The organism is Enterobacter sp. PL_is379, from assembly GCF_055817355.1.
On record NZ_JBVPGT010000031.1, the window covers coordinates 325,220 to 349,326 of the forward strand.

Sequence of the window (24,107 nt, forward strand, 5' to 3'; positions counted from 1 at the left end):
CATGAACACCACTATTGCTCAACAAATTGCCAACGAAGGCGGCGTGGAAGCCTATCTGCACGCGCAGCAACATAAAAGCCTGCTGCGTTTTCTGACCTGCGGCAGCGTGGATGACGGGAAAAGTACCCTGATTGGCCGTCTGCTGCACGATACGCGCCAGATTTACGAAGATCAGCTCTCTTCCCTGCATAACGACAGTAAACGTCACGGCACCCAGGGTGAAAAACTCGACCTGGCCCTGCTGGTGGACGGCCTGCAGGCGGAGCGCGAGCAGGGCATCACCATCGACGTGGCCTACCGCTACTTCTCTACCGAGAAGCGCAAGTTTATTATTGCCGACACCCCGGGACACGAGCAGTACACCCGTAACATGGCAACCGGCGCCTCTACCTGCGACCTGGCCATCCTGCTGATGGACGCGCGTAAAGGCGTGCTGGATCAGACCCGTCGTCACAGCTTTATCTCCACGCTGCTGGGGATCAAACACCTGGTGGTGGCGGTCAACAAGATGGATCTGGTGAACTTCAGCGAAGAGAAGTTCGAGGAGATCCGCCAGAGCTACCTGACCTTTGCCGAGCAGCTGCCGGGCAACCTGGATATCCGCTTTGTGCCGCTCTCGGCGCTGGAAGGGGATAACGTCGCCTCCCAGAGCGCGAACATGCCGTGGTACAGCGGCCCGACGCTGCTGGAGGTGCTGGAAACCGTTGAAATTCAGCGCGTGGTCGACACCCAGCCGATGCGCTTCCCGGTGCAGTACGTTAACCGTCCTAACCTCGATTTCCGCGGTTTCTCAGGTACCCTCGCGTCAGGCTCCGTGAAGGTCGGCCAGCGCGTTAAGGTGCTGCCATCCGGCGTGGAATCCACCATCGCCCGCATCGTCACCTTCGACGGTGACCTGCAGGAAGCGGGCGCCGGTGAAGCCGTAACGCTGGTGCTGAAAGACGAGATTGATATCAGCCGGGGCGATCTGCTGGTGGATGCCCAGGAAACCCTGGCCGCCGTACAGGGGGCTTCCGTGGACGTGGTGTGGATGGCGGAGCAACCGCTGACGTCGGGCCAGAGCTACGACATCAAAATTGCCGGCAAGAAAACCCGCGCCCGCGTGGACGGTATTCAGTTCCAGGTGGACATCAACAACCTGACCCAGCGTGAGGTTACCGAACTGCCGCTGAATGGCATCGGTCTGGTCGATCTGACCTTCGACGAACCGCTGGTGCTGGATCCGTATCAGCAGAACCCGGTGACGGGGGGGCTTATCTTTATCGACAGGCTGACCAACGTTACCGTCGGGGCCGGTATGGTCCGCGAACCGATTAAACAGTCTGTCGTGGCGTCTGAATTCAGTGCCTTCGAGCTGGAACTGAACGCGCTGGTGCGTAAACACTTCCCGCACTGGGGCGCACGCGATCTGCTGGGAGGCAAGTAATGGCCGCCCATGATGAGAACGTCGTCTGGCATCCTCATCCGGTGACCGTCGCCCAGCGCGAACAGCTCCACGGTCACCGTGGGGTTGTGCTGTGGTTTACCGGGCTGTCCGGCTCGGGTAAATCAACGGTGGCGGGCGCGCTGGAAGAGGCGCTGTATCAGCAGGGCGTAAGCACGTACCTGCTGGATGGTGACAACGTGCGTCACGGCCTGTGCAGCGATTTAGGGTTTAGCGACGACGACCGTAAAGAGAACATCCGCCGGGTAGGCGAAGTGGCCAGCCTGATGGCGGACGCCGGGCTGGTGGTGCTGACCGCGTTTATCTCTCCGCACCGCGCCGAGCGCCAGATGGTGCGTGAACGCGTGGGTCAGGATCGCTTTATCGAGGTGTTTGTTGATACGCCGCTGGAGATTTGCGAAGCGCGCGACCCGAAAGGGCTGTACAAAAAAGCGCGTGCCGGAGAACTGCGAAACTTCACCGGAATTGACGCGGTATACGAAGCGCCTGAATCGCCTGAAATTCACCTGGAGGGTCAACAATTGGTAACAAATTTAGTAAGCCAATTATTAGACCTGCTCAGACGGGACGATATTATCAGATCCTGAGACGGTATCGTTCGGGAGCTGTCTTCCCGAACGATGAGTCACGGTCACAGGATTAGCTATGCGCAACAGTGAACATTACATCACCACCACCGGGTCGGAGCCGCTCGCGACCGACGACGAAACGACCTGGTCATTTCCTGGGGCCATCATCGGCTTCGTCTCATGGTTGCTGGCGCTGGGTATCCCGTTTCTCATCTACGGCGGTAACACGCTGTTCTTCTTTCTCTACACCTGGCCTTTCTTTCTGGCGCTGATGCCCGTGGCGGTTGTCGTCGGCATTGCGCTGCACTCGTTACTCAATGGCAAGCTCCTGTACAGCACCGTGGTCACGATTGTGACGGTGGTTCTGATGTTTGGTCTGTTATTTTTGTGGCTCATGGGCTAACTTCAGCCATAATTCAAACCGTAACCAACTGTGTAACGATATTGTGCAGGACGATTCTGCGGAAAAAATGTGGTACATTTGCCCGCGATGTTGCGGCATCTCTGTTACCCCGGCGTAGTGCTCTGGGGAAGTCTTGGGATGATGATGCCGTTTTTCAGGGGGCAGGATGGGTAAACTAACGCTGCTGTTGCTGGCTTTGCTAATCTGGCTGCAATATTCGCTGTGGTTCGGTAAGAACGGACTGCACGACTATAGCCGGGTAAGCGATGACGTCGCGGCTCAGCAGGCAACAAACGCCAAACTTAAGGCGCGAAACGATCAACTCTTTGCTGAAATTGATGACCTCAATGGCGGGCAAGAGGCGATTGAGGAACGCGCACGCAATGAACTCAGTATGACTAAGCCGGGCGAAACCTTTTATCGTCTGGTTCCGGATGCGTCTAAACGCAATCAGGGCTCAGCACAAAACAATCGATAATCAGGCCCAGGATTACGACATGGCAGTAACTTTTTCGGACGTATGCGCCGTGGTGCCGGCCGCAGGTTTTGGCCGGCGCATGCAGACAGAATGTCCCAAGCAGTACCTCTCTATTGGCGATAAAACGATCCTCGAGCACGCCGTGGCGGCGCTGCTGGCGCACCCACGGGTGACGCGGGTGATCATCGCTATCAGCCCTGGCGATGCGCGCTTTGCGCAGCTGCCGCTGGCAAATCATCCACAGATTACCGTCGTTGACGGTGGCGCCGAGCGCGCCGATTCCGTGCTGGCGGGCATTCAGGCCGCCGGAAACGCGCCGTGGGTGCTGGTGCATGACGCGGCGCGTCCGTGCCTCCATCAGGACGACCTTGCGCGTCTGCTGGCCCTGAGCGAAACAAGCAAGGTTGGCGGGATTTTGGCCGCACCGGTGCGCGACACCATGAAGCGCGCCGAGCCGGGTAAACAGGCTATCGCCCACACCGTCGATCGCGTCGATTTATGGCACGCGCTGACGCCACAATTTTTCCCCCGCGAATTACTCCACGACTGCTTAACGCGTGCGCTTAGAGAAGGTGTGACCATCACAGACGAAGCCTCTGCGCTGGAATATTGCGGTTTCCACCCTGAGCTTGTTGAAGGACGCGCTGATAATATTAAAGTGACGCGTCCGGAAGATTTACAGCTTGCGGAATTCTATCTTACCCGTTCGACCCATCAGGAGAAGGCATAATGCGAATTGGACACGGTTTTGATGTACACGCCTTTGGCGGAGAAGGCCCAATTATCATTGGCGGCGTGCGCATTCCTTATGAAAAAGGACTGCTGGCGCATTCTGATGGCGACGTGGCGCTGCATGCGCTGACCGACGCGCTGTTGGGCGCGGCCGCGCTGGGTGATATCGGCAAGCTGTTCCCGGACACCGACCCGGCATTTAAAGGCGCGGACAGCCGCGAACTGCTGCGCGAAGCGTGGCGTCGCATTCAGGCGAAAGGTTACACCCTCGGCAACGTCGACGTAACGATTATTGCCCAGGCCCCGAAAATGCTGCCGCACATTCCGCAGATGCGCGTGTTTATTGCAGAAGATCTGGGCTGCCATATGGACGACGTGAACGTGAAAGCGACGACGACCGAGAAGCTGGGCTTTACCGGGCGTGGCGAAGGGATTGCCTGTGAAGCCGTGGCGCTGCTGGTGAAGGCGAGCAAATGACAGACTTCGACAACCTGACATACCTGCACGGTAAACCGCAGGGGAACGGGGTGCTGAAAGCCAGCCCTGAAGACTTCCTCGTGGTAGAGGATCTGGGCTTTGAGCCGGATGGCGAAGGCGAACATATCCTGGTGCGTATTCTGAAAAATGGCTGCAATACCCGCTTTGTGGCCGACGCGCTGGCAAAATTCCTTAAAATTCATGCCCGCGAAGTGAGCTTTGCCGGGCAGAAAGATAAACACGCCGTCACTGAACAGTGGCTCTGCGCGCGCGTTCCCGGTAATACGATGCCTGATTTAAGCAAATTTGAGCTTGAGGGTTGTAAGGTACTGGAATTCGCCCGCCACAAGCGAAAACTGCGTCTGGGGGCGTTGAAGGGTAACGACTTTACGCTGGTGCTGCGGGAAGTGACCCACCGCGAAGACGTTGAAAAACGTCTGAACGCTATCAGTGAACGCGGCGTGCCGAACTACTTTGGCGCGCAGCGCTTTGGCATTGGCGGCAGCAACCTGCAGGGCGCGCTGCGCTGGGCGCAAAGCGATGCACCGGTGCGGGACAGGAGTAAACGCAGTTTTTGGTTGTCGGCGGCCCGCAGTGCGTTGTTTAATCAGATTGTGAGCGAAAGGCTGAAAAAACCGGACGCGAATCAAGTTGTTGTTGGCGATGCGCTACAATTAGCGGGACGCGGAAGCTGGTTTGTGGCAACGGCCGAAGAAATGGCCGATGTGCAGTCGCGCGTGGACGCAAAAGCGCTGATGATTACCGCCGCGCTGCCCGGTACGGGCGACTGGGGAACACAGGGCGACGCGCTGGCCGCCGAGCAGTCAGCCGTAGCGGATGCGCCAGAACTGCAATCCTTGCTGGTGCGGGAAAAAGTCGACGCGGCACGCCGCGCGATGCTGCTCTATCCGCAGCAGTTAAGCTGGAACTGGTGGGATGACGTGACCGTCGAGTTACGCTTCTGGCTACCGGCAGGTAGCTTTGCCACCAGTGTTGTCAGGGAACTTATCAACACCTCGGGTGATTATGCGAATATTGCTGAGTAACGATGACGGGATCCACGCGCCGGGCATTCAGACCCTGGCGAAACACCTCCGCGAATTTGCGGATGTGCAGGTCGTGGCACCCGATCGTAACCGCAGTGGAGCGTCTAACTCGCTGACGCTGGAGTCGTCGCTTCGCACCTTTACCTTTGAAAATGGCGATATTGCCGTGCAGATGGGCACGCCAACCGACTGTGTTTTTCTGGGCGTGAACGCGCTGATGCGACCGCGTCCGGATATCGTTGTCTCCGGCATTAACGCCGGTCCTAACCTCGGCGATGACGTGATTTACTCCGGTACCGTGGCGGCCGCAATGGAAGGGCGCCATCTGGGGTTCCCGGCGCTGGCGGTCTCGTTAAACGGCTACACGCACTACGACACCGCCGCTGCGGTGACCTGTTCGATCCTGCGGGCACTCGGCCGCGAGCCGTTGCGTACCGGGCGCATCCTCAACATCAACGTGCCGGATCTTCCTCTCGATGAAATTAAAGGCATTCGCGTCACCCGTTGCGGAAGCCGACATCCTGCCGATCAGGTGATCCCGCAGCAGGATCCGCGCGGCAACACGCTTTACTGGATTGGCCCTCCTGGCGATAAGTGCGATGCGGGTCCGGATACCGACTTTGCCGCCGTAGAAGAAGGCTATGTTTCGGTTACCCCGCTGCACGTAGATTTAACCGCGTATAGCGCGCATGATGTGGTGTCGGGCTGGCTGGATCGCGCAGGAGTGAACGCGCAATGGTAAACAAACGTGTACAAACTCTTCTGGAACAACTCCGCGCGCAGGGGATCCGCGACGAGCACGTGCTTGAAGCACTTGCTCAGGTTCCGCGTGAGAAATTTGTAGACGAGGCGTTTGAACACAAAGCGTGGGAAAACGTGGCGCTGCCCATCGGGCAGGGCCAGACGATTTCGCAGCCTTATATGGTAGCGCGGATGACGGAGCTGCTGGAGCTGACGCCCGACTCCCGCGTGCTGGAGATTGGCACCGGGTCGGGGTATCAGACTGCGATCCTGGCGCATCTGGTGCACCATGTATGCTCCGTTGAGCGGATTAAAGGTTTACAGTGGCAGGCGCGTCGTCGCCTGAAACAACTTGATTTACATAATGTTTCGACACGACACGGTGATGGATGGCAGGGTTGGAAAGCTCGCGCCCCGTTTGACGCCATCATCGTGACGGCGGCCCCGCCTGAAATTCCAGCTGCCCTGTTATCGCAGCTGGATGAGGGGGGCATTCTGGTTCTGCCTGTCGGGGACGAGCAGCAGCTGTTGAAGCGCGTTCGTCGGCGCGGCGGCGAGTATATTATCGACACCGTGGAAGCCGTGCGCTTTGTGCCTCTGGTGAAGGGGGAGTTGGCCTGAGACTCGGAATTATCCAGGGTTATTAAGGCAAATTCAGCGTATGGTGTGGCGCGAAAGATTCGTGCCATCACGGTAAATTTTAAGTCACTTGTAGTTAAAACATTCCTGGGGGATAAATGAGCGCGGGAAGCCCTAAATTCACCATCAGCCGTGTTGCGGCATTATCACTGGTTTCGCTCTGGCTGGCAGGTTGTACAAGTTCTAACAACGCGCCTGCGCCCGTCAGTTCCGTCGGCGGAAACAGCGGCTCCGGTAACACGTCCAGCGGAATGTTAATCACGCCGCCACCTAAAATGGGGACGGCTGCGCCGCAGAAAACACCACAAATTCAGCCTGTGCAACATCCTGTTACACAGCCAATGCAGGTTCAGCCAGTTGAACAACCTGTTCAGACCCAAAATGGCCGCATAGTCTATAACCGCCAGTATGGGAACATTCCGAAAGGCAGCTACACCGGTGGCAGCACCTATACCGTGAAACGCGGCGATACGCTGTTCTACATTGCGTGGATCACCGGGAACGATTTCCGTGACCTCGCGCAGCGCAATAACGTCCAGGCCCCATACGGTCTGGAAGTCGGGCAAACGCTCCAGGTGGGTAACGCGACGGGCACGCCGCTGACCCCTGGCAACACCGTTTCCGCGGCCGATGTGACGGCGCAGAATAACAGCGTTAAGCCTGCACAAAAATCCACCACGGTGGTTGCTTCACAACCTGTAATTACGTATTCTGAGGATTCAGGTGATCAGACTGCTAACAAAATGTTGCCGAATAATAAAGGGACTGCGACTGCTGTCACAGCACCGGTTACGGCACCTGTGGTTAGCTCTACTGAACCGACTGCCAGCAGTATGACCTCCAGTTCGCCGATTTCTGCATGGCGCTGGCCAACTGACGGCAAGGTTATCGAAAACTTCTCTTCCTCCGAAGGGGGAAATAAAGGGATCGATATCGCAGGGAGTAAAGGACAGGCTATCATCGCGACCGCAGACGGACGCGTTGTGTATGCCGGTAACGCTCTGCGCGGTTACGGTAATCTTATTATCATCAAACATAACGATGATTACCTGAGTGCCTACGCCCATAACGACACAATGCTGGTCCGGGAACAACAAGAAGTTAAGGCGGGGCAAAAAATCGCTACCATGGGTAGCACCGGAACCAGTTCTACACGCTTGCATTTTGAAATTCGTTACAAGGGGAAATCCGTAAACCCGCTGCAGTACTTGCCGCAGCGATAATTTGACGGGGCATGCCAGCCAGGGTGTCTCGTTCAGGGATCACGGGTAGGAGCCACCTTATGAGTCAGAATACGCTGAAAGTTCATGATTTAAATGAAGACGCGGAATTTGATGAGAACGGAGTAGAGGCTTTTGACGAAAAAGCCTTAGTAGAAGAGGAACCCAGTGATAACGATTTGGCTGAAGAAGAGCTGTTATCGCAGGGTGCCACACAGCGTGTACTGGACGCGACTCAGCTTTACCTTGGGGAGATTGGTTACTCCCCACTGCTAACGGCCGAAGAAGAAGTCTATTTCGCACGTCGTGCTTTGCGTGGTGATGTGGCCTCGCGTCGTCGCATGATTGAAAGTAACCTGCGACTGGTCGTGAAAATTGCCCGCCGTTACGGCAATCGTGGTCTGGCTCTGCTGGATCTGATTGAAGAGGGCAACCTGGGTCTCATCCGCGCAGTTGAGAAGTTTGACCCGGAACGCGGGTTCCGTTTCTCAACCTACGCGACCTGGTGGATTCGTCAGACCATCGAACGGGCTATTATGAACCAGACCCGTACGATCCGCCTGCCGATTCACATCGTCAAAGAGTTGAACGTTTATCTGCGCACCGCGCGCGAGTTGTCCCATAAGCTGGACCACGAGCCAAGCGCAGAAGAAATTGCCGAACAACTCGATAAACCGGTTGATGACGTAAGCCGTATGCTGCGTCTCAACGAGCGCATTACCTCCGTTGACACCCCGCTGGGTGGCGACTCCGAAAAAGCGCTGCTGGACATCCTGGCCGATGAAAAAGACAACGGCCCGGAAGACACCACGCAGGACGATGACATGAAACAGAGCATCGTCAAATGGCTGTTCGAACTGAACGCCAAACAGCGTGAAGTGCTGGCACGTCGTTTCGGTTTACTGGGGTATGAAGCTGCGACACTGGAAGACGTCGGCCGCGAAATTGGCCTGACCCGTGAACGTGTTCGTCAGATTCAGGTTGAAGGTCTGCGCCGCCTGCGTGAAATCCTGCAGGGGCAAGGTCTGAATATCGAAGCGCTGTTCCGCGAATAAGCAACCTTTCGTCAAAAAAGGCCCGTCGTGAGACGGGCCTTTTTCTTTTGTGTTACGGTTGCGTCGCCGTCTCGTGCAGCAGACGCCACACTATCCGATCGCCTTCCTGATTGAGCACCGCGGTTGACCAGCGCACGTTAACGGGCTGGTCCGGCCGGGTTTGCGTCTCCCGGTAATGGAGTACCGCGCCGTGAGGCCACGCCTGGCGCGTAGTTAATTCATCAATGACGATCTTCAGTCCGGGACGGCTTCCGCGCTGTTTTTCCAGAAAGCTGACAAGGCCGTCATAGTCGATATGAACGCCGCCCGGCGGGATCATCAGAAAATCGGGACGAAAACGGGCGTGCAGGGCGTCGGAATCACCTTCACCTTTGCCTAACCAGTCTTCAAGCGCAATGTGGAGGTCGATAATGTCGTGTTCGAAAGGCGTCATGAATTCTCCTGTCGCAGCTGGGTGAGCACCTGCGAATTGTTAAGACGAAAAACATACAGTACAGGCAGCAAGGTCATGCCTGCTGCAAAAATAAACATCCCGTGCCAGGCGGCGAGCGGTGGCAGCCACGCCTGAGCCAGGTTCAGCACTTGGGCAAGCAGCAGGGCACCGGCAAAAAAGCTCAGCTGACGATTGAGATTCCACAGCGCGCTGGCATCCGGCATCTCATCCCGTCGCGTTGTCAGAAACGCGCTGCTCTGAGCCGTACTGCTGCACAGGCTTCCTCCCGCGCCCATCAGGGTAAACGCAACGGCAGGCAGCAGCGTAGCCGAACTGATGTTAATCAATAGCAGGATACCCGTGGCCTGCAACAGGCAGCCGATGACGATCAGCGGCCGGGGACCGATACGGTTAAAATAACGTCCCGTTGCCGTGATGGCGATAAACGATGCCACGGACCACGGCAGCATGAGCATCCCCGTTGCGGCTGGGCTCATGTTCGCCACGTGCTGAAGATAAAACATGCCCGTGACGCTCACCCCAATAAATACGCCAGGAACGCATAAATAAACAAGCATGGAAAAACGCAAAAGCGGGTCCGCGAGCAAGGGCAGGTTTAGCAGTCTGGCCGCTTTCATCGTGGGTTTTTCGTGTTTAAGCCACAGGCACGCTAGAGCAAAGGTCACGATAGCGACCGGTAGCGTAGCGAAAAAGATCCATCGCCAGCCCAGCGTCTGCACCAGCACGCCGCCGACAGCCGGGGAGCAGGCCGGGGCAAGCAGCGCGACCAGCATCACCGCCGAGGAGAGTCTGGCACGCTCGTGAGGCTTATACTGTTGCCAGGTCAGCGCCTGTCCAACGGGGATCAGTAAGCCTCCTCCCACGCCCTGGATCATTCGCCAGGCGATCAGACTTTCAAGCGTTGCAGACAGGCCCGCCGCTGCGGAGGCTGCGCTGAACAGAAAAAGCGAGAGCAGGATGACGCGCTTGGGCCCGATGCGGCGCGTGAGCACGCTGCTAAACGGGATCACCAGCGTCAGGCCGGCAATGTACCCGTTACTAACCCAGGTAAGGGCCGAAGGCGTGGCGTTAAAGACGTGAGCCATTGCCGGGAACGCGACGCTGGCAATGAACATGTTGATCAAATCAAGAAAAAAGCCCAGCAGATAAACAACGGCGACTTTGCTGCGATACGTCATGGTGGATCCTCCGGTGAGGTGGCGTATCGTATCGGCTCGGTAATCACGGATAAACCTGACAAAGCGCGATATACTGTCAAAAATATTTTGACAGTAAAGGGCGTGATGATGATTAACCTGCAGCGGACGCAGATGTTTGTCGCGGTGGCCGACACCGGCAGTTTTACGGCGGCCGCCGAGGCGATGGGGCTGACAAAAGCGGTCGTTAGCTTCAATATTCGCCAGCTTGAAGATGAGCTGGGCGTTACGCTGCTGCTGCGCTCCACCCGTCGACTGACGTTAACCGAGGCGGGCGCGCTTTTTCATCAGCGCAGCGTGGCGCTTCTGAAGGACGCCGAACGGCTGCAGGAAGATGTCCGCGCGAACCATGCGGGGCTTACTGGCGAACTGCGGATCACCACTACGCCCGAGTATGGCTCCCGGGTGGTGGTGCCGCTGCTGGCCAGGTTTAGCCAGCAGCACCCGGATCTTCGCGTACGACATGCTTCGTCGTCCCTGCACGCCGACCTTATCTCGGAGCGCTTTGACGTGGCCATCCGGCTGGGAACGCTTGCCGATTCGCGCAACCACGCCGCGCTGATTTCGCACTTTTCTATTATCCCTGTGGCGACGCCCGGGTGGCTCGTTAACCATCCGATAGAAACGCTTGCGCAGCTGGCTCACGCGGACTGGATTATTCACGAGCGCCTGGCCTCGCCGCTGCGCTGGCAGGTGAGAGATGCCAGCGGTGCGCCTGACATGCTGGAGATAAAACAAGCGCCGCGCCTGTTTGCCGACAGCGCTCAGGCCCTTATGGCTTTTGCGCTCGCAGGCGGTGGGGTGGCGTTACTACCGGAATGGCTGGTACGCGGTGCGCTTGATGCGGGAAAACTGGCCCCGGTATTACCGGAATATACCTTTGCGCGGCAGGGTATCTATGCGGTGTATCCTGATGCCCGGCATGTGTCAGCGAAAGTGCGCACCTTTATCGATTTTATGCGTACCAGCGTGAATTAATCGTGCATCATCTTTTTGATGAGCGCCGAGAACTGCTCCCGTTCGGCCTTGCTTAGACGGCCTAAAAAGGCCTCATCAACCTCATTGCCTACCGGCTTGCAGTCTGCAAGCAGGGCTTCCCCTTCTGGCGTCAGGAAGACAAAGCGACGGCGCTTATCCGCAGGGTCGTGCTCGCGTTTGACCAGACCACGCGCCTCCATACGGCTGAGCATCTCCGCCAGGGTCGCTTTCGTGCTGACCGCGACTTCAGTCAATGCCACCTGTTCAATGCCCGGATGCTCGGCAATGGAACGCATCACCGCATACTGTGGCTTGGTCAGTTCCGGCAAGGCATGTTGCCACTGCGCGGTATGCTGTTGAAAAAGCTGACGTAACAGGTGGAACGCCTCTTGTCTTAGTTCCATGAACACTCCGACGGAAAAAATCTCCCCCTATGATAGCCGCTATTGCTCTCAATTTTAACGCGGCATTTTTTAGCCATTCGTGTGATCGTATGCGAACGATCTTGTCAGAAAAACAATCCTGGAGTAGCTTATTTATAATGTTCGTGTACGAACAAATTATTGAGGTGATGAATGAGATTGATAGTAGGAATGACGGGAGCAACGGGCGCGCCGCTGGGTGTGGCTTTATTGCAGGCACTGCGTGACATGCCGGAGGTGGAAACCCATCTGGTGATGTCTAAGTGGGCAAAAACCACCATTGAGCTGGAAACGCCTTACACCGCGCAGGACGTCGCTGCGCTGGCTGACGTTGTCCACAGCCCGGCTGACCAGGCCGCCACTATCTCTTCCGGCTCGTTTCGCACCGACGGCATGATCGTCATTCCCTGCAGCATGAAAACGCTGGCGGGTATCCGCGCGGGTTACGCCGAAGGGCTGGTGGGACGTGCGGCGGATGTGGTGTTGAAAGAGGGGCGCAAGCTGGTGCTGGTTCCCCGTGAAACGCCGCTCAGCACCATTCATCTTGAGAACATGCTTGCGCTCTCCCGCATGGGCGTGGCGATGGTGCCGCCTATGCCTGCGTATTACAACCACCCTCAGACCGCAGATGACATTACCCAGCATATTGTGACCCGCGTGCTCGACCAGTTCGGTCTGGAGCATAAAAAGGCGCGACGCTGGAACGGGCTGCGGGAGGCGAAACATTTTTCACAGGAGAATAAAGATGGCATTTGATGATTTGAGAAGCTTCCTCCAGGCGCTCGATGAGCAAGGGCAACTGCTGAAAATTGAGGAAGAGGTAAACGCTGAGCCCGATCTGGCAGCGGCAGCCAACGCGACCGGCCGCATTGGCGACGGCGCGCCCGCGCTGTGGTTCGACAACATTCGTGGCTTTACCGATGCCCGCGTGGTGATGAACACCATCGGCTCCTGGCAGAACCACGCCATTTCGATGGGGCTGCCGGCGAACACTCCGGTAAAAAAACAGATCGACGAGTTTATCCGCCGCTGGGATAAATTCCCCGTCACACCGGAGCGCCGCGCTAACCCGGCCTGGGCGCAGAATACGGTGGACGGTGAAGACATCAACCTGTTCGATATTCTGCCGCTGTTCCGTCTGAACGACGGTGACGGGGGCTTTTATCTCGATAAAGCGTGTGTCGTCTCGCGCGATCCGCTTGACCCGGATCACTTCGGCAAGCAAAACGTCGGGATCTACCGCATGGAAGTGAAGGGCAAGCGCAAGCTCGGCCTGCAGCCGGTACCGATGCACGATATCGCTCTGCATCTGCACAAAGCGGAAGAGCGCGGCGAAGACCTGCCGATTGCGATTACCCTCGGCAACGACCCGATCATCACCCTGATGGGCGCCACGCCGCTGAAATACGATCAGTCCGAGTATGAAATGGCCGGCGCGCTGCGTGAAAGCCCGTACCCTATTGCCACCGCGCCGCTGACCGGCTTCGACGTGCCGTGGGGTTCTGAAGTGATCCTGGAAGGGGTGATTGAAGGCCGCAAGCGTGAAATCGAAGGGCCTTTCGGCGAGTTTACCGGGCACTACTCCGGTGGCCGTAACATGACGGTTGTCCGTATCGACAAAGTCTCTTACCGCACCAAACCGATTTTCGAATCCCTTTACCTTGGCATGCCGTGGACCGAGATCGACTATCTGATGGGACCGGCTACCTGCGTGCCGCTCTACCAGCAGCTGAAAGCAGAATTCCCGGAAGTGCAGGCGGTTAACGCGATGTACACCCACGGTCTGCTGGCGATTATCTCCACCAAAAAACGTTACGGCGGTTTTGCCCGCGCGGTCGGTTTACGTGCCATGACCACGCCGCACGGTCTGGGCTACGTGAAGATGGTGATCGTGGTGGATGAGGATGTCGATCCGTTCAACCTCCCGCAGGTGATGTGGGCGCTGTCATCGAAAGTGAATCCTGCAGGGGATTTGGTGCAACTGCCGAACATGTCGGTGCTGGAACTGGATCCTGGATCCAGCCCGGCGGGCATTACCGACAAACTGATTATCGATGCCACTACGCCTGTCGCACCGGACACCCGTGGCCACTATAGCCAGCCGGTACAGGATCTCCCAGAAACCAAAGCCTGGGCCGAAAAACTGACCGCGATGCTGGCAGCACGCCAATAAGGAGGAAAAGATGATTTGTCCACGTTGTGCCGATGAGCATATTGAAGTGATGGCGACGTCGCCGGTAAAAGGGGTCTGGACCGTTTACCAGTGCCAGCATTGTTTGTATACCTGGCGCGACACTGAACCGTTGCGTCGTACCAGCCGTGAGCATTATCCGGAAGCGTTCCGCATGACGCAGAAGGATATTGATGAGGCGCCTCAGGTGCCGACGATCCCGCCGCTGTTGTAAAAAAAGCCCGGTGGCGCTGTGCTTACCGGGCGATAACATCGTGCGGTCTGTTTTGCCGGGTGGCGGCTTCGCCTTACCCGGCCTACAAAACCCGTAGGCCCGGTAAGCGCAGCGCCACCGGGCAAAAGACCGCAGAGAACTAAACCAGACTCTTCAAACGATAAATCCACTCCAGCGCCTGACGTGGCGTCAGTGAATCCGGATCGAGGTTTTCCAGCGCTTCCACGGCAGGCGATGTCTCTTCCGCCGGTACCAGCAGCGACATCTGCGTACCATCAATCTGCGTCGCCGCCGCATTCGGTGAGAGGCTTTCCAGTTCACGCAGTTTCTGACGCGCGCGCTTGATCACCTCTTTCGGTACACCTGCCAGCGCCGCGACGGCCAGGCCATAGCTCTTGCTCGCCGCGCCATCCTGCACCGTGTGCATGAAGGCAATGGTATCGCCGTGCTCCAGCGCATCCAGATGAACGTTCGCAACCCCTTCCATTTTCTCCGGCAGCTGCGTCAGCTCGAAGTAGTGGGTAGCGAACAGCGTCATGGCCTTGATTTTATTCGCGAGGCTTTCCGCACAGGCCCATGCCAGTGACAAACCGTCATAGGTTGACGTTCCGCGTCCGACTTCGTCCATCAGCACCAGGCTGTGCTCCGTCGCGTTATGCAGAATGTTTGCCGTTTCGGTCATCTCGACCATGAAGGTAGAGCGACCGCTCGCCAGATCGTCCGCTGCCCCGACGCGGGTAAAAATGCGGTCGATGGGGCCAATCTCCACGTTTTGCGCCGGGACGTAGCTGCCGATATAGGCAAGCAGGGCAATCAGCGCCGTCTGACGCATATAGGTACTCTTACCGCCCATGTTCGGACCGGTAATGATCAGCATTCTTCTCTGCGGTGACAGGCTCAGCGGGTTGGCGATGAACGGTTCATTCAGCACCTGCTCTACCACAGGGTGACGACCTTCAGTGATACGAATGCCAGGCTTGTCGGTAAAGGTCGGGCAGGTGTAGTTCAGCGTTTCCGCGCGTTCTGCCAGGTTCACCAGCACGTCCAGTTCCGCCAGCGCGCTGGCGCTCAGCTGCAGGTCGGCCAGGTGCGGCATCAGCATGTCGAACAGCTCGTCATAAAGCTGTTTTTCCAGCGCCAGCGCTTTACCCTTCGAGGTAAGGACTTTATCTTCGTACTCTTTCAGTTCAGGAATGATGTAGCGTTCGGCGTTTTTCAACGTCTGGCGACGCACGTAGTGAATCGGCGCCAAATGGCTCTGCCCGCGGCTGATCTGAATATAGTAGCCGTGTACCGCGTTATAACCCACTTTCAGGGTGTCGAGCCCGAGACGTTCGCGTTCGCGGATTTCCAGCTTGTCGAGGTAGTCCGTCGCACCGTCGGCCAGCGCGCGCCATTCGTCCAGTTCCTCGTTGTAGCCAGGGGCAATCACGCCGCCATCACGCACCAGAACCGGAGGCGCATCGATAATGGCGCGCTCCAGCAGTTCGCGTAGCTCGGTAAATTCGCCCATGGTTTCGCGGAGTTTCTGTACCGGCGCGCTGTCAACGTCGCTCAGCTGTGCACGGAGTTCCGGTAACTGCTGGAAAGCATGACGCATCCGCGCGAGGTCGCGCGGTCGTGCCGTGCGCAGCGCCAGACGAGCCAGGATACGCTCCAGATCGCCCACCTGGCGCAGGACAGGCTGCAGCTCGGTATAGCGATCCTGCAGGGCGGCAATCGTCTGCTGACGGCAAACCAGCGTAGCGGTATCGCGAATCGGCATATGAAGCCAGCGTTTCAGCATGCGGCTGCCCATTGGCGTTACCGTACTGTCGAGGACCGACGCGAGCGTGTTTTCTACGCCGCCCGCCAGGTTCTGCGTGATCTCCAGATTACGGCGCGTGGCGGCATCCATGATGATGCTGTCCTGCTGGCGCTCCATGGTGATAGAGCGGATATGCGGCAGGGAGGTGCGCTGGGTATCTTTCACGTACTGCAGGAGACACCCTGCCGCACACAGCCCGCGCGGGGCATTTTCAACGCCAAAGCCAATCAGATCGCGGGTGCCAAACTGCAGATTCAGCTGCTGGCGCGCGGTATCAATTTCGAATTCCCACAGCGGACGACGACGCAACCCACGACGACCTTCAATCAGCGCCATTTCGGCGAAATCTTCGGCATAGAGCAATTCTGCCGGGTTGGTGCGCTGCAGTTCGGCTGCCATCGTTTCACGGTCAGCCGGTTCACTCAGACGAAAACGTCCGGAGCTGATATCCAGCGTCGCGTAGCCAAAGCCTTTACCGTCCTGCCACAGCGCTGCCAGCAGGTTATCCTGGCGCTCCTGTAACAGGGCTTCATCACTGATGGTGCCAGGCGTGACGATGCGCACGACTTTGCGTTCCACCGGGCCTTTTGAGGTCGCCGGATCGCCGATCTGTTCGCAGATGGCGACGGATTCACCCTGATTCACCAGTTTCGCCAGGTAGTTTTCTACCGCGTGGTGCGGGATACCTGCCATCGGGATGGGTTCACCTGCCGATGCGCCACGTTTGGTCAACGAGATGTCGAGCAGCTGCGATGCACGCTTAGCATCGTCATAAAACAGCTCGTAAAAATCACCCATACGGTAAAACAGCAGGATTTCCGGATGCTGTGCCTTCAGCTTCAGATACTGCTGCATCATCGGCGTATGTGCGTCGAAATTGTCGATTGTGCTCATGGAGTTATGATGTCCATTTCTTTGAATATAAACCGTTTTGATCGGCTCAGTGGCCGTTTGTTCCTTCTATTGTCGCATGAAAAAAAGGTCCGGCGCAGAAAAATGTCGTGGCTTTACGAGCCGTCTTCCGACATTAATTCAATGATAATTTTTCCATGCTCCACGCCCACTCTGACTCTGGAATGGGTCGTAAACCCCGCCTTTTCAAGCCAGTCACCTTTTAAGCTCAGCGCCGCATGTACGCTGTAACGCTTTGGTATCTTGGTATTGCGGTCTTCATGGCGCTTTCTAAAATATCCCACTCTTAAATGGCGATAGGGTTTGCTGATAGCGAGCTCTTGCATAGGGTCTCCAGACAACACGGACAAAGGTCATTTCTGATGCCTGTATAAAATACCAGTGATTATCGGTCGGTGCAGGGTTAAAACTGGAATCAGGCTTCAGGAAACGAAATGCAACCGCTGAAATACAGTGCTTAAAAGTGTATTATTAATGCACTTTATTATTCGGTAGGCCGTTATGTCCGGTAAACGCATCTCACGAGAAAAAGAGACCATCGCGAAAATGATCGCGTTGTATGAAAAGCAGTGTCCGCAGGCATCTCAGGAGGAAGGGCATTATCAGGCGCTCAATGCGTATGCCGATAAGCGCCTGGATAAGTGCGTTTTCGGTGAGGACAAGCCTGCCTGCAAGCAGTGTCCGGTACACTGCTACCAGCCTGCCAGACGTGAAGAGATGAAGCAGGTCATGCGCTGGGCAGGTCCGCGTATGTTATGGCGTCATCCTATCCTGACCGTTCGTCATCTGATTGATGATCGTCGTCCCGTACCGGAACTGCCGGAGAAGTACCGTCCGAAAAAGTGATCGGTTCAGCGTCTCAGCGGACGGCAAATCACGTTCAGGGCCAGCGCGCTGCAGAGTGGGAAAAGGGCCAGCAGCAGCCAGGGATACATTGCCTGCGTTGAGGGCACCAGCGCGCGATCCAGCAGGCTGCCAAACACCAGGTTTCCTGCCAGTACCGCAATGCCCCCGGCGGTGGCGAGTGCCCCGTAGTGCGCGCCAAGCGTGGACTCCTCCGCAAACCGAGGGATCAGATCTTTCGCCGATGGCACCAGCAGCATCTGTCCCAGCGTCAACAGCGTCACAAAGCAGACGGAAGGCAGTAAGCGCAGCCAGCCTTCCGGCGGCGTCATCGGGGCAAACATCGCCACGCTCGCGAAGGCGGCTGAAAGCAGCAAAAAGCCTACCGGCAGGAGCCTCACCGCGCCCACGCGCCGGGCGAAACGCGCCAGCGGCAGCTGTAATGCAACGATCAGCAACGAGGCCAGCATAAAAAGCGGGCCGAGATCTTTCTCGTTACCGCCAGAGCGCTGGATCTCCACCGGCAGCGCCAGATAGAGCTGGTTATAGCTTAACAGCCACGAGCTGTAGGCAATGATAAAGGCGACAAAGCGCGGCTGGCGGAACGTCGTCCACCAGGGAACGAGCTTCAGCGTCCGGGGGGCGTGGCGTGACGCGGGCAGGCAAAAGTAGAGCACCACCAGCGCAACGATAAAGACCCCTGCGCCCGCCAGCGCCACCTGGCGAAAGCCCAGGCCGGTGAGCAGGGAGCCGGCAACCGGGCCCAGTACCGCACCGAGTTCCCCGCAGACCGCAAAGAGCGCGAACCACTCCGCCCGACTTCGTTTACCTTTCGCCTCGCTGTGCGTGCCCGCTTTCGCCAGCAATGCCTCAATAGACGGAGAAAACAGCGCGCCGCCCACGCCTGTCAGGCACGCACCCAGAATAATCGGCCACAGCGAGCCTCCAAACGCCAGCAGCAGATAGCCCGCAACGCGAATCATGCACCCGCTCAGGATAACGACTTTCGCGCCAAACCGATCTGAGAGCGCACCACCGACGATAAACATCCCCTGCTGAGAGAACGTGCGCAGGCCTAGGATCAGCCCGATCAGTCCGCCGGAGAGCAGCATATCGTCGCGCAGGAATATTGCCAGGAAGGGGACTACGGCGTAAAAGCCGATGTTAAAAACAAACTGGCTACCCAGTAAGACGGGCGGCCAGAGCGTGGTGGCGGGGCGAAGGAGCATCGTTTTTCACTCGCCCCTAAACGATAAAGTGGATGTGCTTTTTGCCATGGAACGGCGAGATCTCGATTTTGGTTTTGACCCGGAAGACATCCCAGAGCAACGACTCGGATAAGATGTCCTGCGGTGTCCCCGTCGCCACAATTTGCCCTTTCTGCATCACAATCAGCGAGTCGCAGAACATCGAGGCGTGGTTAAGATCGTGGATAGCGACAATGCTGGTGACCGGTAATTCGCTGATCAGCTGCATCAGCTGCATCTGATGATGAATGTCCAGGTGGTTGGTCGGTTCATCCAGCAGGATTTCCGTCGGGGTCTGGGCCAGCGCGCGGGCAATGTGGACGCGCTGGCGCTCGCCGCCGGAGAGGCTCAGCCAGCCCTGGCCACTTTTATCCAGCATATCCACGCGCTGTAGAGCGGCGGTGACGGTCTCGTCATCGTGGTTGCTCCAGTTGGAAAAGGCGGAGTGGTGTGGAATACGCCCAAGTTTCACCACGTCGCGCACGCGCATATTGGCGTCCGTCATGCCGTGCTGCTCCACGAAGGCGACCCGGCGGGCAAGCTGCTTTTTGGCGATGCGGGAGATGTCCTGCCCGTCCAGGGTAACGCAGCCAGCATCCGGGCGACGCAGCCCCGCGAGGATCCGTAAAAGAGACGATTTCCCGCAGCCGTTAGGGCCAAGCAGTCCTACCGTTTCGCCCCGTGACACCTTCAGCGAGACGTCATTAACGATGACCTTTTTGCCGACCTTCCAGGTAATATTTTCCGCACAGATGCTCATCACTTATTCCTTGAACGGTAGATAATCACGGCAAAGAAGGGGACGCCCACCAGCGCGGTGACCACCCCGACGGGCAGGCTTTGCGGTGCAATCAGCATGCGCGAGGCAATGTCTGCCAGCACCATCAGGATCGCCCCTGCCAGCGCGCTGGCAATCAGCAGCGTGCGGTGCAGCGGCCCGAACAGGAAGCGCATCACGTGCGGCACCACCAGCCCGACAAAGCCGATTGACCCCGCCATGCTGACGATGGTCGCGGTAATCAGCGCGGTAGTGGTAAAGAGCGTCAGGCGCACCCACGGGACGGCAATACCTAAAGAGGCGGCGGCGTCATCACCGAACGTGAAGGCATCCAGCGCCCGGGAATAGTAGAGGCAAACGGCTAATCCAATCAGTACCACGACCAGCGCCAGCTGGAATTCAGGCCAGCGTACGCCGCTGAAGCTGCCCAGCAGCCAGAACATTACGTCGCGCGCCTGCTGGGCGCTGGCGGAGGTGCTGATGGTGTAGGCGGTAATGGCGTTGAAAAGCTGCGAGGCGGCGACCCCTGCCAGAATGGTCCGTTCATTCCCGCCGCGCGCGCCGTTCGTCAGAAACGCGACAAACGCAAACGCGGCGAACGCCCCGGCAAAGGCACCGGCGGAGAGAGACACCGCACCGGTGCCGATCCCCAATACGACGACAGAAACCGCCCCGGTCGACGCGCCCGCGGACACACCGAGCACGTAGGGTTCCGCCAGCGCGTTCTTCAGCAGGCTCTGCAATACGGCACCGCAGATGGCCAGCCCCGCGCCGCAGCAGGCCGCCACCAGCGCGCGGCTCAGGCGAAAGTCCCAGATGACGCTCTCATAGATGCGAGTGAGCGGAACCTCGGTAAGCCCCATTTTATTACTGATGGCGTAAAACACGTTATCCAGCGGGATGGACAGCTCGCCTACGCTGACGCTCAGGGCGATCACCAGAAATAACAGTACCAGGGCGAGCAAAGCCGAGGTCGTCAGAACCAGGCTCTGCCGGGCCTGAAGAACGGCGGATGTCATCAGTTCAGCCCCAGTTTTCTGAGCTGTTCGCCGACCTGCTCAGCCCCGTAAATCGTGCGAATCGTCGGGTTCATGGCCTGGCCGTCCATCACCACGATATGGCCTTTTTTCACGGCGTCCAGCTGGCTGACCGCCGGATCGCTCTTCAGGAATTTGATTTTCTCTTGTGCGTTATCCAGCGCCCAGCGGTTGCGATCCAGGCTGGAGACCACAATCACATCCGGATTGGCGGCAATAATGCTCTCCCAACCCACGGTCGGCCATTCGGTCTCGGAGGTGATGGCGTTATGCCCGCCCATCAGGCTCGCGATAAACCCGGAAGGGCTGTTTTTACCGCCGACGTAGGCGTCCGCAGAGGGGGAGGAGCTGGAGAACCAGAAGACAAACGACAGGTCTTTTTTGTTCTTGCTGAATTCCTTACGCAGGTCGGCCTCGCGCTTTTTGAAATCGGCAATCACGGCCTGACCGCGGTCTTCAACGTTAAAGATTTTGGCGAAATCCTCAATCTCCTGATAGAGATACGTCATATCCCACAGTTTCTGGCGGCTGCCGTACATATCGCCGGTGGCTTTTTTTGTCGCGCACATGCCCGGTGACACGTAGCTGTTCACGCCCAGGGTCATCAGGTCTTCGCGTTTTGCTACCTTGCTTTCCGGTCCCAGCAACAGCGGCGTTTGGGCGGGGACAAAGTCGGGATTTTGCGCAAGCACGGATTCAAGGGTAGGGATTTCGACCGTCAGGGTTTTGATTTTTGCGTTCTGTTCCGCCAGCTGCGGCAACACTTTCGTTGGCCAGAAGGCGCTGGCCTTCACCTTATCTTCCAGCCCCAGCAGGAGCAAAATTTCGACGGTATTCTGGCCCAGGGCCACGACGCGTTCCGGCGCTTTGGTGAATGTTTCTTTATAGCCACAGTTTTCAATGGTCAGAGGATATGTGGTTGCCAGAGCAGAACTGACCGACGCAACCGCCAGGCCTAACGCGCAGATGACCTTCTTCATGAAACGCTACCCTTGATTAATATTATTATTGATGCAAATGAAACTCATTATTAAGGCGGAATTTTATACAGAGGAAACGATTTTGTGTCAATGAGGGACAATTGCGCAGGGTAACGAAAGGCGGTGTCAGAGCAACACCGCCGGATTGGGGGGCTTAAACCAGGCTCTCTTTCTCAATCCCGAGTCGCTTCATGCGCGACAGCAGGGTAGTGCGTTTTAACCCTAAACGCTGGGCGGCACCTTTTGGCCCGGCGACCACGCCGTTGGTCTCTTTGAGTACGCGCATAATGAGCTGATATTCATCTTCTCCCTCTTTCGCTGTCTCGGCGGCGGGCACGCTCACGTCAGGCAGCGTCACTTCAGGCAGGGAGAGCTGCAGCACATTGCCGCGCGTCAGCAGCACCGCACGTTCGATGACGTTTTCCAGCTCGCGCACGTTGCCGGGCCACTCCATCGATGAAAGGGTACGTAACGTCTCGGCAGGAATGCTGTCGATATTTCGCCCCATCCGGCGCGCGATCTTGGCGGTAAACGCTTTGACCAGCAGGGGGATATCTTCCGGGCGCTCGCGCAGCGGCGGCAGGAAGATAGGGAACACGTTCAGGCGATAGTAAAGGTCGCTGCGAAACTCGCGGTCGGCGACCATTTTTTTCAGATCGCGGTTGGTGGCGGCAATCAGCCGCACGTCGGTCTGGATTAGCTTGTTGCTTCCCAGGCGCTCAAACTCCTGCTCCTGCAACACGCGCAGCAGTTTCGGCTGTAGCTCCAGCGGCATATCGCCCACTTCGTCGAGAAACAGCGAGCTCTTGTCCGCCAGCTCAAAACGGCCCAGCCGCTGGCTGCTTGCCCCGGTGAATGCACCGCGTTCGTGGCCGAACAGATCGCTTTCCAGCAGCCCTGCGGGCATCGCGGCGCAGTTCATCTTCACCATCCGTCGGCTGTTGCGGTTGCTCAGGTTGTGAATAGCGCGGGCAATCAGCTCTTTACCCGTACCGGTTTCGCCTAGGATCAGCACCGTGCTGTCGCTTTGCGCCACCATCTCGACCTGCTTGAGCACGCTGTACATGGCATCGCTGCGCCCGATGATTTCACCAAACTCGCTGTCCACGTTGTTGAGCTGTTCGGTCAGGGCCAGGTTCTCATCCACCAGACGCTCTTTCAGACGATGAATTTCCTGATAGGCGAGGGCGTTATCCAGGGCGATGGAAATACGTTCGGCGATCTGACGCAGCAGCTTCAGGTTGGCGGTGGTGAACACGCCCTCCTCACACTGCGCCAGCTTAAGCACGCCCAGCATGGTGTTGCCGGACATCAGCGGCAGCAGGCACAGGGTCTGAATTTTGTTGCCCCAGGTGTTAAACAGCATCCGCTCGTACGGCGCTACCGGGTCCTGCTCGTTCAGGTTGAGCAGGAGGATCTCTTTGCTTTTGAAGACTCGTTCAGAAAGGGTCCCCGCTTCATCTACTTCGCTCTGCTCGTGTGCCGGGTTGGCTTCATCAAGATAATGCGTGGAGTAGATGTTCAGCTTGCCCTTGCGATGGCCGCGAAGCGCAATGCTGATGGCGTCGATTTTGAAATAGTGGTGTATCTCTTTCGAGACTTCGCTCACCAGTTCATCCATGTCGAGCCGTGACAGCACGGCGTTGGTGATGGCGACCAGAATGCGGAAGTTGTCGCGTTCGCGGCTCAGCAGGTCGTAATCCACATTATTGGTGACGCGGCTTTGGATCTGCTCAGCGACGACGGCCACAATCTGGGTAAAGGTGTGCAGGCGTTCGTATTCCGCCTCGCTCCAGGGCTGGTCGGTGGTGCGGATAAACTCGCAGCCGCCAAAAATCTGACCCTCTGCCGCCAGCGGCAACATGCAGTAATGCCCGAAAGGCTGATAGAGGTTACTCTCCGCGAGCCGCGGCCACGCCTGGCGGAACTCCTCAAAGTTGCAGTGCAGCACTTCAGGTCGGGAGAGAATGCGGCGCACCGGGCCATGCGCGAGATACGTTTCGTCTTCGTATTCAAACGTTTTGCCATTGTCACGCGTTGAGTAGTAGCTCGCGCGGTGCGTTCCGCTATGCCACAGTACAATCGCGGCGCTGTCGGCCAGCCCCGACTGCCTGACCAGCCGGGTCAGGGCATCGCTCAGCGCGCCGAGATCGGGCTGCTGTAAAAGTGTGCGCGTGATGTCAAACAGGCCCTGCTGTCCAAGATCGCTCATCGGTGTATACGGCATAGTGCTTTCCAGTAAAA

Annotated in this window: 26 protein-coding genes; 16 read left to right on the forward strand and 10 right to left on the reverse strand. The window is 57.6% G+C overall.

Annotated features, from left to right (window positions below; genetic code table 11):
* Nucleotide 1: 1 nt before the first annotated feature.
* The 11 genes from cysN to rpoS all read left to right on the forward strand — a co-directional run bounded on the left by cysN (nt 2) and on the right by rpoS (nt 8,804).
* Nucleotides 2-1,426 carry a sulfate adenylyltransferase subunit CysN gene (gene cysN / locus AC0TOY_RS18000; protein ID WP_024909257.1) on the forward strand — a complete coding sequence of 475 codons (1,425 nt, stop codon included), beginning with the start codon at nt 2-4 and terminating at the stop codon, nt 1,424-1,426.
* Nucleotides 1,426-2,031, forward strand: a complete 606-nt coding sequence (gene cysC, locus AC0TOY_RS18005) for an adenylyl-sulfate kinase (RefSeq protein WP_048990159.1) — start codon at nt 1,426-1,428, stop codon at nt 2,029-2,031. The genes cysN and cysC overlap by 1 nt, the downstream gene beginning before the upstream one ends.
* A 58-nt stretch (nt 2,032-2,089) precedes the next feature.
* On the forward strand, nt 2,090-2,416 hold the full coding sequence (locus AC0TOY_RS18010) for a DUF3561 family protein (RefSeq protein ID WP_008499610.1): 327 nt from the start codon (nt 2,090-2,092) through the stop codon (nt 2,414-2,416).
* A 166-nt stretch (nt 2,417-2,582) separates the two neighbouring features.
* Nucleotides 2,583-2,894, forward strand: a complete 312-nt coding sequence (gene ftsB, locus AC0TOY_RS18015; protein ID WP_008499609.1) for a cell division protein FtsB — start codon at nt 2,583-2,585, stop codon at nt 2,892-2,894.
* 19 nt (nt 2,895-2,913) lie between these two features.
* Nucleotides 2,914-3,624, forward strand: coding sequence for a 2-C-methyl-D-erythritol 4-phosphate cytidylyltransferase (gene ispD, locus AC0TOY_RS18020; RefSeq protein ID WP_473722274.1), 711 nt, complete (start codon nt 2,914-2,916; stop codon nt 3,622-3,624).
* A complete protein-coding gene (ispF, locus tag AC0TOY_RS18025; RefSeq protein WP_008499607.1) occupies nt 3,624-4,103 on the forward strand; it encodes a 2-C-methyl-D-erythritol 2,4-cyclodiphosphate synthase in 480 nt (159 codons plus the stop codon). The genes ispD and ispF overlap by 1 nt, the downstream gene beginning before the upstream one ends.
* Nucleotides 4,100-5,149, forward strand: coding sequence for a tRNA pseudouridine(13) synthase TruD (truD, locus tag AC0TOY_RS18030; RefSeq protein ID WP_248165704.1), 1,050 nt, complete (start codon nt 4,100-4,102; stop codon nt 5,147-5,149). Before ispF ends, truD begins: the two co-directional genes overlap by 4 nt.
* On the forward strand, nt 5,130-5,891 hold the full coding sequence (gene surE, locus AC0TOY_RS18035) for a 5'/3'-nucleotidase SurE (protein ID WP_021241911.1): 762 nt from the start codon (nt 5,130-5,132) through the stop codon (nt 5,889-5,891). Before truD ends, surE begins: the two co-directional genes overlap by 20 nt.
* Nucleotides 5,885-6,511 (forward strand): protein-L-isoaspartate(D-aspartate) O-methyltransferase, encoded by a 627-nt coding sequence (locus tag AC0TOY_RS18040; protein ID WP_157189659.1) that lies wholly within the window; start codon nt 5,885-5,887, stop codon nt 6,509-6,511. Before surE ends, AC0TOY_RS18040 begins: the two co-directional genes overlap by 7 nt.
* Nucleotides 6,512-6,627: 116 nt before the next feature.
* On the forward strand, nt 6,628-7,752 hold the full coding sequence (gene nlpD / locus AC0TOY_RS18045) for a murein hydrolase activator NlpD (RefSeq protein ID WP_061714543.1): 1,125 nt from the start codon (nt 6,628-6,630) through the stop codon (nt 7,750-7,752).
* A 59-nt stretch (nt 7,753-7,811) separates the two neighbouring features.
* Nucleotides 7,812-8,804 (forward strand): RNA polymerase sigma factor RpoS, encoded by a 993-nt coding sequence (gene rpoS / locus AC0TOY_RS18050; protein WP_008499600.1) that lies wholly within the window; start codon nt 7,812-7,814, stop codon nt 8,802-8,804.
* 52 nt (nt 8,805-8,856) lie between these two features.
* Here rpoS and AC0TOY_RS18055 read toward each other — a convergent pair whose 3' ends face one another.
* Both AC0TOY_RS18055 and AC0TOY_RS18060 read right to left on the reverse strand, forming a co-directional pair.
* Nucleotides 8,857-9,237 (reverse strand): DUF4440 domain-containing protein, encoded by a 381-nt coding sequence (locus AC0TOY_RS18055; protein WP_024909252.1) that lies wholly within the window; start codon nt 9,235-9,237, stop codon nt 8,857-8,859.
* A complete protein-coding gene (locus tag AC0TOY_RS18060; protein WP_473722275.1) occupies nt 9,234-10,436 on the reverse strand; it encodes an MFS transporter in 1,203 nt (400 codons plus the stop codon). The genes AC0TOY_RS18055 and AC0TOY_RS18060 overlap by 4 nt, the downstream gene beginning before the upstream one ends.
* A 108-nt stretch (nt 10,437-10,544) precedes the next feature.
* Between AC0TOY_RS18060 and AC0TOY_RS18065 the strand changes: the two genes are divergently transcribed.
* Nucleotides 10,545-11,432 (forward strand): LysR family transcriptional regulator, encoded by an 888-nt coding sequence (locus AC0TOY_RS18065; protein ID WP_473722360.1) that lies wholly within the window; start codon nt 10,545-10,547, stop codon nt 11,430-11,432.
* Here AC0TOY_RS18065 and AC0TOY_RS18070 read toward each other — a convergent pair.
* Complete coding sequence (locus tag AC0TOY_RS18070) at nt 11,429-11,836, reverse strand: MarR family winged helix-turn-helix transcriptional regulator (RefSeq protein WP_024909249.1); 408 nt, start codon at nt 11,834-11,836, stop codon at nt 11,429-11,431. The two genes, AC0TOY_RS18065 and AC0TOY_RS18070, sit on opposite strands and share 4 nt — an antisense overlap.
* 171 nt (nt 11,837-12,007) lie before the next feature.
* On the opposite strand from AC0TOY_RS18070, the gene AC0TOY_RS18075 reads away from it, so the two are divergent.
* Genes AC0TOY_RS18075 through AC0TOY_RS18085 form a run of 3 tightly spaced genes read left to right on the forward strand, consistent with a single transcriptional unit; the run spans nt 12,008 to nt 14,259 of the window.
* On the forward strand, nt 12,008-12,610 hold the full coding sequence (locus tag AC0TOY_RS18075; protein ID WP_024909248.1) for a non-oxidative hydroxyarylic acid decarboxylases subunit B: 603 nt from the start codon (nt 12,008-12,010) through the stop codon (nt 12,608-12,610).
* Nucleotides 12,600-14,027: a non-oxidative hydroxyarylic acid decarboxylases subunit C gene (locus tag AC0TOY_RS18080; RefSeq protein ID WP_024909247.1), complete on the forward strand. Its 1,428-nt coding sequence runs from the start codon at nt 12,600-12,602 to the stop codon at nt 14,025-14,027. The genes AC0TOY_RS18075 and AC0TOY_RS18080 overlap by 11 nt, the downstream gene beginning before the upstream one ends.
* Before the next feature lie 10 nt (nt 14,028-14,037).
* Nucleotides 14,038-14,259 carry a non-oxidative hydroxyarylic acid decarboxylases subunit D gene (locus tag AC0TOY_RS18085; RefSeq protein WP_003862116.1) on the forward strand — a complete coding sequence of 74 codons (222 nt, stop codon included), beginning with the start codon at nt 14,038-14,040 and terminating at the stop codon, nt 14,257-14,259.
* Nucleotides 14,260-14,398: 139 nt separating this feature from the next.
* Here AC0TOY_RS18085 and mutS read toward each other — a convergent pair whose 3' ends face one another.
* Nucleotides 14,399-16,960, reverse strand: a complete 2,562-nt coding sequence (mutS, locus tag AC0TOY_RS18090; protein WP_061714546.1) for a DNA mismatch repair protein MutS — start codon at nt 16,958-16,960, stop codon at nt 14,399-14,401.
* Between the two features lie 113 nt (nt 16,961-17,073).
* Nucleotides 17,074-17,304: a SymE family type I addiction module toxin gene (locus AC0TOY_RS18095; protein ID WP_473722276.1), complete on the reverse strand. Its 231-nt coding sequence runs from the start codon at nt 17,302-17,304 to the stop codon at nt 17,074-17,076.
* A gap of 175 nt (nt 17,305-17,479) precedes the next feature.
* Between AC0TOY_RS18095 and AC0TOY_RS18100 the strand changes: the two genes are divergently transcribed.
* Nucleotides 17,480-17,824, forward strand: coding sequence for a nitrous oxide-stimulated promoter family protein (locus AC0TOY_RS18100; protein WP_024909244.1), 345 nt, complete (start codon nt 17,480-17,482; stop codon nt 17,822-17,824).
* Between the two features lie 5 nt (nt 17,825-17,829).
* Here AC0TOY_RS18100 and AC0TOY_RS18105 read toward each other — a convergent pair whose 3' ends face one another.
* The 5 genes from AC0TOY_RS18105 to flhA all read right to left on the reverse strand — a co-directional run bounded on the left by AC0TOY_RS18105 (nt 17,830) and on the right by flhA (nt 24,090).
* Nucleotides 17,830-19,050 (reverse strand): MDR family MFS transporter, encoded by a 1,221-nt coding sequence (locus tag AC0TOY_RS18105; protein WP_473722277.1) that lies wholly within the window; start codon nt 19,048-19,050, stop codon nt 17,830-17,832.
* A 16-nt stretch (nt 19,051-19,066) separates the two neighbouring features.
* The gene (eitC, locus tag AC0TOY_RS18110; RefSeq protein ID WP_267217490.1) at nt 19,067-19,828 is read right to left on the reverse strand and encodes a siderophore ABC transporter ATP-binding protein EitC; all 762 of its coding nucleotides are present in this window, start codon (nt 19,826-19,828) and stop codon (nt 19,067-19,069) included.
* Nucleotides 19,828-20,865: a FecCD family ABC transporter permease gene (locus tag AC0TOY_RS18115; RefSeq protein WP_048993019.1), complete on the reverse strand. Its 1,038-nt coding sequence runs from the start codon at nt 20,863-20,865 to the stop codon at nt 19,828-19,830. Before AC0TOY_RS18115 ends, eitC begins: the two co-directional genes overlap by 1 nt.
* The gene (gene eitA / locus AC0TOY_RS18120) at nt 20,865-21,863 is read right to left on the reverse strand and encodes a siderophore ABC transporter substrate-binding protein EitA (protein WP_267217491.1); all 999 of its coding nucleotides are present in this window, start codon (nt 21,861-21,863) and stop codon (nt 20,865-20,867) included. Before eitA ends, AC0TOY_RS18115 begins: the two co-directional genes overlap by 1 nt.
* A gap of 154 nt (nt 21,864-22,017) precedes the next feature.
* The gene (gene flhA, locus AC0TOY_RS18125) at nt 22,018-24,090 is read right to left on the reverse strand and encodes a formate hydrogenlyase transcriptional activator FlhA (protein WP_473722279.1); all 2,073 of its coding nucleotides are present in this window, start codon (nt 24,088-24,090) and stop codon (nt 22,018-22,020) included.
* Between the last annotated feature and the right edge of the window lie 17 nt (nt 24,091-24,107).

Coding starts and splice junctions, on each gene's coding strand:
- cysN (WP_024909257.1), top strand. CDS start 2: ATGAACACCACTATTGCTCAACAAATTGCCAACGAAGGCGGCGTGGAA.
- cysC (WP_048990159.1), top strand. CDS start 1,426: ATGGCCGCCCATGATGAGAACGTCGTCTGGCATCCTCATCCGGTGACC.
- AC0TOY_RS18010 (WP_008499610.1), top strand. CDS start 2,090: ATGCGCAACAGTGAACATTACATCACCACCACCGGGTCGGAGCCGCTC.
- ftsB (WP_008499609.1), top strand. CDS start 2,583: ATGGGTAAACTAACGCTGCTGTTGCTGGCTTTGCTAATCTGGCTGCAA.
- ispD (WP_473722274.1), top strand. CDS start 2,914: ATGGCAGTAACTTTTTCGGACGTATGCGCCGTGGTGCCGGCCGCAGGT.
- ispF (WP_008499607.1), top strand. CDS start 3,624: ATGCGAATTGGACACGGTTTTGATGTACACGCCTTTGGCGGAGAAGGC.
- truD (WP_248165704.1), top strand. CDS start 4,100: ATGACAGACTTCGACAACCTGACATACCTGCACGGTAAACCGCAGGGG.
- surE (WP_021241911.1), top strand. CDS start 5,130: ATGCGAATATTGCTGAGTAACGATGACGGGATCCACGCGCCGGGCATT.
- AC0TOY_RS18040 (WP_157189659.1), top strand. CDS start 5,885: ATGGTAAACAAACGTGTACAAACTCTTCTGGAACAACTCCGCGCGCAG.
- nlpD (WP_061714543.1), top strand. CDS start 6,628: ATGAGCGCGGGAAGCCCTAAATTCACCATCAGCCGTGTTGCGGCATTA.
- rpoS (WP_008499600.1), top strand. CDS start 7,812: ATGAGTCAGAATACGCTGAAAGTTCATGATTTAAATGAAGACGCGGAA.
- AC0TOY_RS18055 (WP_024909252.1), bottom strand. CDS start 9,237: ATGACGCCTTTCGAACACGACATTATCGACCTCCACATTGCGCTTGAA.
- AC0TOY_RS18060 (WP_473722275.1), bottom strand. CDS start 10,436: ATGACGTATCGCAGCAAAGTCGCCGTTGTTTATCTGCTGGGCTTTTTT.
- AC0TOY_RS18065 (WP_473722360.1), top strand. CDS start 10,545: ATGATTAACCTGCAGCGGACGCAGATGTTTGTCGCGGTGGCCGACACC.
- AC0TOY_RS18070 (WP_024909249.1), bottom strand. CDS start 11,836: ATGGAACTAAGACAAGAGGCGTTCCACCTGTTACGTCAGCTTTTTCAA.
- AC0TOY_RS18075 (WP_024909248.1), top strand. CDS start 12,008: ATGAGATTGATAGTAGGAATGACGGGAGCAACGGGCGCGCCGCTGGGT.
- AC0TOY_RS18080 (WP_024909247.1), top strand. CDS start 12,600: ATGGCATTTGATGATTTGAGAAGCTTCCTCCAGGCGCTCGATGAGCAA.
- AC0TOY_RS18085 (WP_003862116.1), top strand. CDS start 14,038: ATGATTTGTCCACGTTGTGCCGATGAGCATATTGAAGTGATGGCGACG.
- mutS (WP_061714546.1), bottom strand. CDS start 16,960: ATGAGCACAATCGACAATTTCGACGCACATACGCCGATGATGCAGCAG.
- AC0TOY_RS18095 (WP_473722276.1), bottom strand. CDS start 17,304: ATGCAAGAGCTCGCTATCAGCAAACCCTATCGCCATTTAAGAGTGGGA.
- AC0TOY_RS18100 (WP_024909244.1), top strand. CDS start 17,480: ATGTCCGGTAAACGCATCTCACGAGAAAAAGAGACCATCGCGAAAATG.
- AC0TOY_RS18105 (WP_473722277.1), bottom strand. CDS start 19,050: ATGCTCCTTCGCCCCGCCACCACGCTCTGGCCGCCCGTCTTACTGGGT.
- eitC (WP_267217490.1), bottom strand. CDS start 19,828: ATGAGCATCTGTGCGGAAAATATTACCTGGAAGGTCGGCAAAAAGGTC.
- AC0TOY_RS18115 (WP_048993019.1), bottom strand. CDS start 20,865: ATGACATCCGCCGTTCTTCAGGCCCGGCAGAGCCTGGTTCTGACGACC.
- eitA (WP_267217491.1), bottom strand. CDS start 21,863: ATGAAGAAGGTCATCTGCGCGTTAGGCCTGGCGGTTGCGTCGGTCAGT.
- flhA (WP_473722279.1), bottom strand. CDS start 24,090: ATGCCGTATACACCGATGAGCGATCTTGGACAGCAGGGCCTGTTTGAC.